Source organism: Prevotella scopos JCM 17725 (assembly GCF_018127785.1).
In the GTDB taxonomy this organism is placed as follows: domain Bacteria; phylum Bacteroidota; class Bacteroidia; order Bacteroidales; family Bacteroidaceae; genus Prevotella; species Prevotella scopos.
The window spans coordinates 274,267-288,404 of sequence record NZ_CP072390.1 but is presented as its reverse complement, the minus strand read 5'-3'; the positions used below and the strand labels follow the sequence as shown (position 1 = coordinate 288,404).

Below are 14,138 nucleotides of genomic sequence, written 5' to 3'. Positions count from 1 at the left end.
CGTTGTTAAAGATTCTCTTTATAAGTTGTAACAGGCTTACCACAATACTGCCATTTCCTTATGGCATTACGGAACATACAACCATCAAGAATCTTGTACAACTTGAAGAAAGGACGATAACATCGGCCATTTTCTGGCAAATACTTTCCAAGATACATCGCACGAAGTGCATCTGTATCACGTTTCCAAATTGTTCCTCCTTGTGCCGTTTTGGTCTCTGGGTAAATACGAATTGCACCCAAATTACGATTGATACGTCTTACTTTCAGCCCTGCTTCGTACACCCTAATGAGCCATTCCACATCCATCTTTGCATGAAAAGACTCATCAATATAGCCGATTTTATCGAAAATCTTACGTTTCCAAAACATTCCTGGTTGTGAGATATTATAACAGCCATGACGAAAAAAGAAATGATTCATTACGATATGCGTGAAGTTAATAATCTTCCCTTCCTTGTCAATCTCGACCGTATAGCCATTGGCGAAGTCTGTATCAGGATGGTCATGAAAGAATTTTGCTACAATAAGTAAGGTTCCTGGCAACAACACATCATCGCTATTTATCCAACAAACAATGTCACCAGTAGCTCTATGCATCCCCTTATTGATGGCGTCACTTTGTCCATTATCTTTCTCACTACACCACCATGTAATCTTATCAGCGTACTTCTTCAATATTTCCACGGTTTCATCGGTAGATCCACCATCACAAACAATATACTCCAAGTTAGGGTATTGCTGTCCGATGACCGATTTAATCGTTGCTTCTATGAACTGTCCTTGATTATAAGAAGGCGTTACAACTGTTATCTTTGGATATTCCAATTTCATGCTATTATCGACTTGAATTATTGCTGTTTTACGATTCTTGCAGGGTTACCAACTACTGTGCAACCATCAGGTACATCCTTAAAGACGACCGCTCCAGCTCCTATCGTAACATTATTACCGATACGAATTGGCCCAAAGACGGTTGCTCCAGTCATTATTTTCACATTATCACCAATTATAGGGCGACCTTCTTGACCTTCATGATGTCCTGTTCCCAAGGTTACCAACTGAAGGCAATAGAAGTCCTTACCAATACTCTCTGCATTTAGGTAGGTAGCATAGTTATGTTCAAAATGAGCACCTTTGCCAATAGAAGGGCACCAGATGTTCAATGTTCGTTCGCCAGGACACAGCCATTTGATGGGTGTTGACATGTATTCACCTATTCTATAATAGAAAAGATTGCGAAAGGTACGCTCACGCGTCATCACCTTCACGAAGTTACACACCCCTCGTTTTCGGTCCTGCACTTGTAGGAGATCATCATCAATCTTCGCTCTATACAACTTATATAGTAGGATATGTGGAATCAACCTTAGGGAGGACACAGTAAGTATTACGCCTTGAACAAATGGGTTCATCTTCTCTTTTTTATGCAAATTTACAACTTATTCCTTTATCTTCCAAGCACTCCTTTTCCTCTATTGCTTACGTCGATGTAGATAATTCATACACTCCACGAGTATCTGTGACCCTGTCCATTTCATAATTAGAAAGTAAAGTAGAGCCGCCAAAAGAATTCTTATAATCAAGAGTAAGAGGAGGTTATGAATGAAAGAGGTTGCAAAATAAACAACCACCATTACTGCTACTGAAGCTAAAAGGTAAGGACTGATATCCTTCAGTACATCAAAAAGGCGTAACCCCGTCTCTCTTCCAGCAAAGAACTGCCATACGAAGAGCCATAAGACGGTTACAATAGTATAAGCACTTACCATAAACACCACTCCTTGCTGATAGCAACTAATCACAAAGACTATCTGTGCAATGATTAAAGCTATCGTACACCACATATAAACAACAGACTTACCACGACTAAGGATAAGATTCTGATACATCGTGTAGAATGGTAAAAAAGCACCGCTAATACAGAGAATTCGTAGCAAAGGAATACTCTCTATCCATTTATCTGATATAAGAAGAATGATAAATTCGTACGATATCATCGCCAATCCAAACATAGCAGGAAAGACTAAGAATGCCGTAAAACGAAGCATCTTACGGAACACATTCACCTGCCTTTCTGGGTCTTTATTCACCTCGACAAGCACTGGTTGCGCTACCTGCGACACCGTTCCAGACACAAAGGTGCTTGCCATTGTATCCCACTTGAAGGCTTGAGAGAAGTTTCCCACTACCTTTGCAGAATATAAACGACCGAAGATAAAGGTTAGAATATTCTGACTGATCGTATTGACAATCGTCGTCACAAGAATCTTATAACTAAAGGAAAACATCTTCTTTACAGGGGTAAAGTCGATGCGAAAAGAGGGTCGCCAAGGAATGATAAAGAAACGCCATAGACTCGTAAGACTGATATAAAGTACTTGCTGCCAAGCCAAACTCCAATAAGCATAACCCTTTAAAGCTAAGATAATTCCTACCACACCCGAAATAAAAAGGCAGGTGATACGCAGCAGAGCAGTCTCTTTAACCATCATATTTTTGAAAAGATAAGCTGCAGGAGCCGTACCTAATGAGGAGAAAAGCAATGATGCAAAGACGAAACGGGATAGACTGATAAGCTCTGGATGATGAAAGAAAGCTGCAATCAAAGGAGCTGAAAAGAAGAGGGTTGTATATGAAATCCAACCCATTATAGCACTAAACCAAAAGACAGAGTTATAATCATTATCCGTTGGACGCTCCATATTGGCAAGTGCTGCAGTAAATCCACTTTCCTGCAAGGCACCCGCAATAGCAGTAAACACTGCCAACATTCCCACCAATCCATAGTCAGCTGGTGTGAGCAGACGTGCCAAAAAGATTCCAATAACAATATTCAAGAGCTGCATTGTACCATTGTTCAATGCACCCCAAAAAAGTCCTTTGGCTGTTTTCTCCTTCAGTGTTTCTTTTTCCATTCGCTTTTCTATGTCAGCAGAGTAACTTCTTCACCATAAATATTAACATGCAAATGTAATGCTTTTCTTTGAGAAGGCAAAATATAGATTACCTTATATCATAAAGTCATCATCTAATCACAGGATCAATTATATGATCGTAATCGCAGAAAACAGCTTTCCAAGAAGAACATAAAGAAAAGGTACAACCCACAAATAACCTAAAATAGGCAATACTAAAACCAACTCACACCTATAAAATTCGCTTAAAACTTTACGACACTATCGCACTCATAACAACGTTAATAATTCTTTTTATATTTAACTAACAGAAACATTGCTTTGGAGGATAATATTATGATTCGTAAAACTGAAGTTTAATTTTATTCACACACATAGAAATAATGCATCTATAAATTTCCTCACATAGTTAAGATAAACTTATGAGGTTTATTAAAATCACAAACTAATATTTACAGACTAAAACATAGAGCTTTAGCAAAAAAATCTCTTTTGTAAACAAAAATACAAATAGCCTTCAACAATAATATTACAAACGTTCAAAAGACTATAAGCAAAACAAACATATGTTAACTGTTATAAAATACAAATGGCTCGATTTTATCGTTAATTATTGCAAAACAGAACAAGATTATTTGTATTCAAAGTAATTTTATACATACATTTAACCGAACTAAAAACAACATATATAGTATCCACAACTATATTGTTAAATATTTTAGATTTATAAATAACGTAATTATTTGATGAAAAGAAAAAAAATTATCTCCCGCTATGGGCTTAAGTTTTGTGTTGTAATTGCATTATTACTCTTGTGTAATATTGCCATCTCAGCACAAACAGGTAGTAAGGCCGTAAAGGTTACTATTAGCCCACAAACAGGTAACATTATCTCTGTACGTTCTGAGAGTAGTCTAGAGGCAGGATCTCAAAGTGGATATGGCTCTATGTTTATTCACAATCAGGCGCCACTTACCTACACAACAACAGATAATCCAAAATTTTCTGCTGATGGCTTGATGCGTAACCACACTGGTAACATTCGTTTCTATGAGAAAGATAATCGAATGGTACACATTACTGGTGTGTACAACTCTTATGCAGCTTTAGCTGTACCTAAAGGTTTCCGTATCACAAAGTACACCATTAAGATTAAGAATAAGCTAAAAGGTAGTTATGGACAAGCAGACTATGACATTCTTGATGGAGCATTTGATGGACACCTAACATGGGGACGAAACCTCCCTTGGTACTTTGGTGAAATCAAAGAAGATTATATCAAGTCGAATAACAAACCAAATTCTATCAACACAGATGATAATATTGCTACAAAATGGGTAGGAAGTCCTGTAAAACTAACTCATGATGCAAGCGGTCAGTCAAATACATATACACTCACTCGAGGTGATGGAACAACCAGCCTTGGATCTGTTTTGTATTTTACCTTTATTGGAAACCATAATGGTATCAATAAGGGATATAACGTCCTCACAGGTTTTGAATATGAGTCTATCGAAGTAGAATATGCTCCAGACGTAGAGTTCACAGTTTCTATGACTCCTTCGAATATTTCAGAAACCAAGACTAACTTAATTGAAAATGGTTTTGAGACTCGGAAAATTGATGTCGGAGAAATTAAGAAGGTAACAAAGGCAGGTAAGACATTCTTAGCTTATGTTCCAGAGAACATAAAGCAAATGGAGGCTAAGGTAAAGCTCTTCCATGAGACAGCTGTAGCAAATGGGACCTGGAATAAGAAAGAAGGTAACAATGAAAACATTTCTGTTATACAGAACGACGGAAAGATTTGGAATGCTTTGAAGAGTGGTATTTACTACATCGAAGGTCCTACAAAGGTTGAAAACAACTATAAAGATGGAACTACAAAGGTCGTTCCTATTGGTTATCGTATCACTGGTGCTACCTTTAACTTCTCATTAGGTAAAAATGAGAATTATGGTACAAAAGGATTTAAGATTAAGGGAGATAACAACAAATATCTAACCTTTAACAGCACGCAATATCCTACATGGAGTACACAAGGTACGACATGGGAGCAAGATTCTGAAGGTCGTATCTATACAAAAGATGCGTATGGATATTACTATTATCTTACTATGAGTGGTGGTGTGACAACTGGTACTTTTTACGCTACAACAACAACATCTAAAACAAGTGCTTATAGAAACTGGTACTTCGACAGTGAAGGAAACCTTTATAACTCATTGTATAGAACAAGATACTACCTACAGGCTTATGGAAGTTATGCTGTTCTTTCTTACTATGACCAGTCAACTTTCTACGGAAAGCGTGAATCTGCTGGTTCAACCTACACCCCACAAAACTACACTATAAAGGTGTATGATAAGACAGGTCAGACGGTTTATCAGGAAGTATCCGTTACTCCATCTGCATCAAACGGTTCTATTACCATTAATGGTCTTAACAACGATGCTGTTAAGTTTGAGATTCTAAACACTACAGGTACAGCCTTAGTGAATGTAGATGTAAAGATGGAGCCATTGAACCCTTATATCAGTACTGCCGACATCGTTTGTACAGGTGCACAAGGTGAGGAGATGACACGTACCTTTACAAATGCAACCGACTTTAAGATGGGTGGCGACCTCTTTGAATATAAGGTACCTGCCGGCTTCTCTACTCCATCACAGGGAGTCTTTTCTTTCCGCAATTTGAAGTCTCTCTTTGCTGATGACACTTATCTGAATTGTGATTCTCATGATGGTAAGGCACGTTATAGCTTTGTAGGTTCTGTATATACTCCTATCACAGGTAAGGACTTGTATGCAAGCGATTACAACCCTAACCAAAGTTATTTAGATAAGATTGATGTAAAGGTGGCAGGTAACCAACCATTCATCTTCAACAACTCTGCACAGCTTGATCGTAACAGAAACACACAGGCGACATTATATCTCGAAGAGACACCATTTAGTAGCGCTGCGTATAGTTCACAGGGTGGCAACTTCAATGCAGAGAACTCGATCGTGGCAATGAACGAAACAAAAACACTTTACCTATTCACGAAGGATGAGACACGTTACAACATTGCACCAACTGTTAAGGAACAGCATGAGGCTTTCGCCTATTATACAACAACTATCAAGTTGACTACAGGTGAATACGACCCAAAGGTAGAATGGGTTAAAATCTACGACAAGACCAACTACTATAAGTCTGACACCGATCAAGACAATGAGGAGCCTATGTATGGGGCAAAAGTTACTACAACCGCTGCAGGCTATGATACAGAGAGTGCTACAAGCTATGGCTATCTGACGCTAAGCCAGATTAAGAATGCAATGACCGCAGCACTTGGTGGAGCAAATGCACCAACATCACTTGACCAGGTTCTCTATGTAGACAACTCTCAGTTGTTCAGTGTTATTGGTAGTGCAAACGATGCTGCAACAGGTATCATGAGTATGAATACATTCCGTGATGCATTGGCAAAGAACGCTATCGTTTATCTCCCTTATCGTTCTGCTGCACAGGCTACAGCTAACAACATTGCTGTTGCAAAAGAAGGAAGCACATCAGACTTTACATCCCCAGTAGAGTTTAAGCTCATCGATAAGAATCCATTCTTTGCTCCATACGATATCAAGTTGGCAGACGACAAGTTTGCTACCTACGAGCGTAAGATGACTTACAATGGTTATGGTGCAGACACTTATGCTTCTATCGTACTTCCATTCAAGCTCACTGTTGACACTAATGGTGACCATAAGGATGACAATGGTGGTTTCTTTGAGTTTACAGTTGGTAAGATGAAGGAGAATGGTTTAACCTATACCAGCACTCCACAGAATCAGGGAACAGACTATCAGGCTACAGCTCAGTTCGAGAAGCTCAACACAGATACTGAAGCAAATAAGTCTTACATGGTACGACTCCCACGTGCAAATGCTTCAAACAACATCCTCTTCACTGTACGCGAGAAAGCTGCACTCATCGAGAAAACGATATCAAAGGCTCAACTCAACGAAGACGGAATGATTAATAACACACTGAATGGGTCAGCAGCAAACTTCAAGAGTTACCACACTTACTCTGGCTTACGTTTGAACAAGGCTGACAGACCTAATGTATTCTACTTCTCTTACAACAAGTTCGTTGCCTTGCGCAACCTTCGCAAGGAAGTATTCTATATGTGGCCATTCCGTGCAGCTTATGAGTTCAGCAGCTCTGCTGGTGCTAAGATGTTCAGCATATTCAATATCAGTTTCGATGAGAATAACACTGAAACAACTGGCATTACAGACATCGCTAACGAACCTACATTAGCTATCACAACAGCTTATAACACCATTATTGCAACAGCTAATAAGGACACTGAGCTGAAGATATACAATGCTACTGGACAGAACATCACAAGAACCATTGTAAAGTCTGGCGAAACTCGTACATACTCTGTTCCAACTGGCTTGTATATTATTAATGGAAAGAAGATAACTGTAAAGTAAAAAAGAAAAGAAATGAAATATATATATATTCAGCCACTTACTAAAAAGTATCAGTTAGAGATTGAGTCTCTATTGATTGAGGTCTCAGATCAAGGTGATCACGCAGAGAGTAAACCACAGATTCTCTTTGAGGATGAAGACTCTGATGATAATACAGATTGGTTAAATATTGATTAACCATGAGATAGGGATGCGGTATGTTATTCAAAATTCAGTATGAAAAAACTTTTATGATGTACCAAATCCCTTCAAAACGAGAGATATTCTCTTTTTAAATGATACCTTTTTCAAGTCAGATTTTTCCGAGCTTGACAGATTAGCAGCACTAAGCCATGTAAAATTTCTGATAAATCCAAGTGTTTGATTACATTGTTAATCAGACATTTGGATTTTTTTAATAGATTTCATGCTGAATAATGTTGGTAAACATTGATAATGCTTACACTTCAAAACGAAACAAAAGCTATATAAAGTTAAGTAGGGAAAATATGAAAAACAGGCACACATTTTGGAATGATAAGTATTCCCAAAGAACGAAGATAGCGTTACATAAAACAAGAAAAAGCTCATTTTCAAGTTGCTGTCATTTTTAACAATTCTCATATCTTATTGTAATACAAGAAATTAACAATACTTTATAAATGACAGGAATGACAGGAAATTAGATTTATGGATTGCACGATAAAATGAAATCATCAAGTCAACATAATACGAATTTATCGCAAGGAATCCTGATGAGTGATTCCACTCACCATCTGCACTTATGGTGCGGAGGCCCCACACCAGTGGTGCAGAGGCTGAGCACTATTTGTGCAGAGGGTCAGCACCAATTCAACTAATGGCAAAGTACGATACAGACAGAAATAAACTAAATGTTTAAATAGCACAGCAAAGAAGAATATATCTGTTTAACAATGAAGTCTATGTATAAGTTTTTATAAAGACAGAAGGTGAAGTCATAATCTTTTATTATCTTTGCAACAAGTATATTAAAGGAAAATGATTGAAACATTCAACACAGGAGAGACACAAGAAAGTCTCCGACAGGAATATAACCCAGACGGTTCTGTGCTCAGAAAAGCACAGTTGAGACTGCTTGATATGGCTATCTACCTGCAGGAGACTGCTAAAAAGATAGGCATTCCCTGCCGTCTTGATGGCGGTAATGTGTTAGGAGCTGTACGACATGGGGGCTTTATTCCTTGGGATGATGACATTGACATGGTTGTAAGCTATAAGGACTTCAGACGTTTATGCGATTATCTGAAAGCACATCCTCATCCACAATATGTGCTACAAGACAATGATACCGACCCAGGCTTCTATAAAGAATGGGCATGTTTACGCGATTTGAAAAGTGAAAACCGTAGCCACGAAAGCCAAGGCAGCACTGACCGAAGAATACATGAAGCACAGAGATACAGAGGCCTACATGTTGACATCTTTCCATACGAAGGTAATATGATTCCTTGGTTACAACGTTTTGCTGCAAAACTATCGGTAAATGTGAATGCAAAATTAGCAGGTCAGCACCCCCATTTAGCACAGACAAGCTATACCCTTTTACACAACATCGTTTTTCCTACGTTCCGCTTTTTCGGTAAAATCTTTGGAAAACCAGACCTTTGGATGCACTCATACGGCGCTTGGTTCTATGAACAACACCCACGTCGCTGTATGATGCCACACAAAGATATCGTTTTTGAGGGCTATACTTTTGAAGGTCCTGCAGACGTGGATGAGTTCTGTCGCATCGCCTACGGGAACTATATGGACCTACCTCCAAGGAATAAACGTGACAGACATAAGGTAGATGTCGTCTTTAAGTAGTAAGAGGAATCCCTTCACCCCCTTTAAATCCCAAATTAAAATTATGAACATAGCAGTAATCTTTGCAGGCGGATCAGGACTGAGGATGCACACGAAATCACGTCCTAAGCAGTTTCTTGACCTCAATGGGAAACCTATTATCATCTACACCTTGGAGTTATTCGACAATCATCCGAACATAGATGCTATCGTTGTAGCGTGCATTGAGAGTTGGATTCCATTCCTTGAGAAGCAACTTCGCAAGTTTGAAATAAACAAAGTAGTAAAGGTTATTCCTGGAGGAAAGTCAGGACAGGAGTCTATCTACAAAGGACTATGTGCTGCAGAGGCATATGCTCAAAGTCAGAATGTTAACAATGAGAACACCATCGTACTCATTCATGATGGTGTGCGACCGCTTATCACAGAGGAGACGATTACGGATAACATCAAGAAAGTAGAAGAGGTGGGAAGTTGTATCACCTGTATTCCTGCAACAGAAACGCTTATTGTGAAGCAAGCAAATGGCTCATTAGAGATTCCATCACGTGCAGACTCACTCATTGCCCGTGCTCCACAAAGTTTCCGCTTATCGGATATTATCAGCGCACATAGACGCTCCTTAGAGGAAGAAAAGTCTGATTTCATCGACTCTTGTACGATGATGAGCCATTATGGTTATAAACTTGGGACCATCATTGGACCAATGGAAAACATTAAGATTACAACCCCAACGGACTTCTTTGTATTACGTGCCATGGTGAAGGTACACGAAGATCAGCAAATATTTGGTTTATAAGTCTCGTCCTTTCATCCAATAGGATGAGGATTTACTATTACAGAAAAGAAAACAATTAAAGGATCGTCGTTTATATAACTTTGAGATGATAAGCAGTAAGATACTAAAAGAAGATATAAAAAACTTTGTTGGAAAGTTTGCATTAGCAGAAGAACTGAGAAACAAAACCATTGCTGTAACAGGCGCAACGGGGCTATTAGGCTCCTGTATGGTGCGTTGCCTTTTGGCTTTATCAACAGAAAAAGGTATCAATCTGCACGTCATTGCAGTTGTAAGAAACACCGAAAAGGCAACAGAGATGTTTGGCAAAGAAGGCGAAATATTAAGCTATTATGCTTATGACTTTTCCTCAATGGCACCTTTCAAACCTTCAAAAAACATCGATTACATCGTTCATTTTGCTGCTCCGACAGCCTCAAAGGGTTTTATCGAGAAGCCCGTTGAAACGATGAATACGATATATTTTGGTATGCAGAACATCCTTACCTATGCGCAGGAGAAAAAAGTAGAATCACTTGTTTTTGCTTCAACGATGGAGGTTTATGGCTCTGTTACTGACGACAAGGAGTCGCTTACCGAGCAAAAGCAGGGATATCTTGATCCAATGGCTACACGAAGCTGTTATCCTTTGGCAAAGAGGGCAGCTGAAGGTTTGTGCCATAATTATGCTGTCGAATATGGAGTACCTGTAAAGGTAGCACGATTAGCGCAGACATTCGGTGCAGGAGTCGGTAAAAACGACAATCGTGTCTTTGCCCAGTTTGCACGAAGTGTCATCAACAACAACGACATCATTCTACATACTAAGGGTGAAGGCTGTCACAGCTATTGCTACACAATTGATGCGGTCAGTGCGATGCTCTATCTATTGTTACGTGGAGAGAATGGGGAGGCATATAATGTAGCCAACAGCGATACCTATATCTCTATCCGTAATATGGCAGAATTAGTAGCAAAAAAAATCAATCCTAAGCACGTAAAAGTTGTCATACAGCTACAGGAAGGAATGGGTTATCCACCAACAACTAAGTTACGACTTGACACAAAGCGTATCAATCAGCTAGGTTGGAAGGCTGAATATGGATTAAAAGAAATGTTCAGTCGTTTAATAGACGCTATGAAGGAAACAGAAAGCTAAGCTTCTTACATAAAGATAAAACTATCTCAATACGCTTATAACATTAAGTTTGAGGTTGGAACACATAACCACCAGGCCTCAACCCAACCACTTAAAGTAAAGCTGTTTACTATCGTTTACACTTCTTTGAGTTAACCAGAAGGGGAATTATTTTCATGAAAAAAAATATTTATTTTCATGAAGAAAAATATTTATGTTCGTGAAAATAATTCTTTTCTTTCATGAAAAGAATTACTTAACGATATCAAAAGCAACCTTAAAGAACAACGTCTTCCACCCTTAAAAACAAAAGAAATAAGTATTATTGTTGGTTAACATTCGTCATTATCATACATTATCATTATCTTTACATCCAAAACTAAATCCTTAGAATATGGAATATGAATTTCTTTCCTTTTTGTTCTCGTTTTATTTGCGGTATCACTATTGGGCTTCTTTTATCTTATATCCAAGCTTAACAAAATAAGTAATACACTAAACAACGTCAGTTTTGAGATTTCCACACTGAAACTTATCATTGAAAAGATGCAGCGTGAAAATCAGAAACAAGCTGAATTAGCAACAGAAACAAAGCCAAAAGAGAATATAGAGCAACCTCAGGAGAAGATTACAGAAACTCCGAAGGAAGTTCAGAAAGAATCCGTTAGTCCTAATCCTAACTGGTGGCAACAACCAATAAAGGACGAAATGCCAACAACCGAAAAGGCTGAAGAAACAGAGACTACAGTTGAAAACGAACTGCCTGAGCTACAAGAGACACCAGAAACTATAGAAATTCCTATTGTACACAATGAGGATATCAGACCTTCTACGATTGAAATTCCTATTGAGAAAACGGAAGATAAGACTCCTGAAGTTGAGGAGGAGACTCCTGACACCATTGAAGAACCTGTAGAAGAAGAGCAGGAAGAGCCTGCAATGGCTATGGAGAAAGAGGAGAAAATAGAAGAATACGCCACTTCTGAGACCAACTTTGAGAAATATATCGGTGAGAATCTCTTTGGAAAGATTGGTATTCTCATCTTTATTATTGGTATCGGTTTCTTCGTAAAATATGCTATTGACCAGAACTGGATCAATGAGACAGCACGTACGTTGATGGGCTATGCTGTCGGTGCAGGTATGTTAGTACTGGCTGAACGATTACACAAACGCTACCATACTTTCAGTTCACTGTTAGCAGGTGGTGCCTTTGGTATCTACTATTTGATTACAGCCATCGCCTTCCATTACTATGACTTGTTCTCTCACACGATGGCATTTGTTATCCTATGCGCCACTACTATCTTCATGTCGGCAGTCTCCGTCCTATACGATAGGAAGGAATTAGCAGTCACAGCACTCGTTGGTGGCTTTATTGCACCATTCATTATTAGCACAGACTCAAGTAGTATCATTAGCCTACAGATTTATATCGGTATTCTGAACATTGGTATGTTCTGCCTTGCAATGTATAAGAGATGGGCTATATTACCTATGGTATCCTTCGGTTTCACCTATATAATATTATGGGGAACGACTGCAATAGGATCATTCACAGATAGTGAAGCTGTTACAATTTATCCTACCCTATTTGCTTTTGCAACACTATTCTACGTCATTTTCCTATTGCCTATTGTCTTTATTCTGCGCACACAGTATGGTGAAAATACCAGACTTGGACTATTGGCTATCATCACAGCTAATAGCTTCATGTATCTTATTTATGGCGATTTCCTCTTACAACACTTCGAGGCATCATCTGACACAACAGCTTACTTAGCTTTCTTCATTGCTGGTGTCAATCTGGCAATACACCTTTATTTGCGATTCCGTGTCGAAGGACAGGACACATTGCGCAACCTTATGTTAGGACTTGCGGTCACATTCGCATCTATGGGTATTCCAATTCTGTTCAGCACAGCCAATGTTCTTATGGTATGGGCAGCTGAGGCTGTACTTCTTTTGTGGCTCTTCACAAAGGAGAAAAACAGAATCTACGAATGGGCTTCTGCAATATTATTGCTCCTAACGATGGGAGCTTTGGCATACTACAGAACAACTGACACTTTCATCCATAATACAGGAGACAGTTTATTCTTCAATGGTGCCTTCTTTGTGACAACATTTGTTAGTATAGCCTACTTTGTTGCAGCTGTCATTATGCAATATAATAAGGAGTTTTTCAGTGATATGAGACGTCTAATCGCTTACACTCCATGCAATGCTATTGCCTATGCGTTGGGCTTTAGCATCCTGTTCCTTGCTTTCAGAGACAACTTCCACTTCCATCTTGAGCAACCAATATCAGAGTATGCGTCTCTACTTACAGCAAACATAATACTCTTAGGAGGAGCACTTATCCTGCGCAAACGCTTCGAAATAAGTGAAAACAAGTTAGCATACGAGATTAGCCTCTATCTTGCAGGAATCCTTTTTGCTATGACTGTGTGGAATGACACCGTTCCAGACGGACTCCTACTGAGGTGGTTAATGGCACTTGTAACAATCGCTTATATGGCATATTGTATGCGTGGGCAACTCCTTGTTACCTCTAACCCGCGAAGCTTACATACAGAATACGCTATCGTATCAACACTGACGTGGCTTACTTTGACGCGTTTATTGCTGATTACTTTCAATGAAGTAAACTTCAGTACCGCCTTCTCTTTGTCGTTAGGTATTGCAGCCTTCATCTTGATGTGTATCGGTATGCGTTACCACAGTAAGGAGATTCGTATTGTTAGCTTGGCAGAATTCGGTATTGTCATTGGCAAACTCATTCTCAATGACGTATGGGCAATGCCTGCTCTTGGTAAGATTATTGTCTTCATCAGCCTTGGAGCCATTCTTCTTATCCTCTCATTCCTCTATCAAAAACTTAAAGATGCACTTTTCAATGAGGAAAAACAAGAACAGGAATAAGCCTCAGCATCAGACATTAACATAACAACTATCGCCCTCATCTGTCCAAACTTCATTTTTATCTTGGACTGATGAGGGCGATTG

Annotated in this window: 9 protein-coding genes; 6 read left to right on the top strand and 3 right to left on the bottom strand. The window is 39.0% G+C overall.

Annotated features, from left to right (window positions below; all coding sequences use genetic code 11):
* Positions 1 to 5 precede the first annotated feature (5 nt).
* Genes J4856_RS06470 through J4856_RS06460 form a run of 3 tightly spaced genes read right to left on the bottom strand, consistent with a single transcriptional unit; the run spans position 6 to position 2,917 of the window.
* On the bottom strand, positions 6 to 833 hold the full coding sequence (locus tag J4856_RS06470) for a glycosyltransferase family 2 protein (RefSeq protein WP_065367622.1): 828 nt from the start codon (positions 831 to 833) through the stop codon (positions 6 to 8).
* Between the two features lie 17 nt (positions 834 to 850).
* Positions 851 to 1,414 carry a serine acetyltransferase gene (locus tag J4856_RS06465; RefSeq protein WP_025836852.1) on the bottom strand — a complete coding sequence of 188 codons (564 nt, stop codon included), beginning with the start codon at positions 1,412 to 1,414 and terminating at the stop codon, positions 851 to 853.
* Between the two features lie 60 nt (positions 1,415 to 1,474).
* Complete coding sequence (locus J4856_RS06460; protein WP_025836850.1) at positions 1,475 to 2,917, bottom strand: lipopolysaccharide biosynthesis protein; 1,443 nt, start codon at positions 2,915 to 2,917, stop codon at positions 1,475 to 1,477.
* Between the two features lie 746 nt (positions 2,918 to 3,663).
* Here J4856_RS06460 and J4856_RS06455 point away from each other — a divergent pair.
* From J4856_RS06455 to J4856_RS06430, 6 genes are all read left to right on the top strand, one after another.
* On the top strand, positions 3,664 to 7,404 hold the full coding sequence (locus tag J4856_RS06455) for a hypothetical protein (protein WP_065367623.1): 3,741 nt from the start codon (positions 3,664 to 3,666) through the stop codon (positions 7,402 to 7,404).
* Between the two features lie 12 nt (positions 7,405 to 7,416).
* Positions 7,417 to 7,581, top strand: coding sequence for a hypothetical protein (locus J4856_RS06450; RefSeq protein ID WP_172823678.1), 165 nt, complete (start codon positions 7,417 to 7,419; stop codon positions 7,579 to 7,581).
* Between the two features lie 822 nt (positions 7,582 to 8,403).
* Positions 8,404 to 9,234: a LicD family protein gene (locus J4856_RS06445; RefSeq protein ID WP_025836848.1), complete on the top strand. Its 831-nt coding sequence runs from the start codon at positions 8,404 to 8,406 to the stop codon at positions 9,232 to 9,234.
* A 43-nt stretch (positions 9,235 to 9,277) separates the two neighbouring features.
* On the top strand, positions 9,278 to 10,012 hold the full coding sequence (locus J4856_RS06440) for an IspD/TarI family cytidylyltransferase (protein WP_025836846.1): 735 nt from the start codon (positions 9,278 to 9,280) through the stop codon (positions 10,010 to 10,012).
* 85 nt (positions 10,013 to 10,097) lie between these two features.
* Positions 10,098 to 11,150 carry an NAD-dependent epimerase/dehydratase family protein gene (locus tag J4856_RS06435; RefSeq protein ID WP_025836844.1) on the top strand — a complete coding sequence of 351 codons (1,053 nt, stop codon included), beginning with the start codon at positions 10,098 to 10,100 and terminating at the stop codon, positions 11,148 to 11,150.
* Positions 11,151 to 11,675: 525 nt separating this feature from the next.
* Complete coding sequence (locus J4856_RS06430) at positions 11,676 to 14,054, top strand: DUF2339 domain-containing protein (protein WP_242403043.1); 2,379 nt, start codon at positions 11,676 to 11,678, stop codon at positions 14,052 to 14,054.
* Positions 14,055 to 14,138 lie beyond the last annotated feature (84 nt).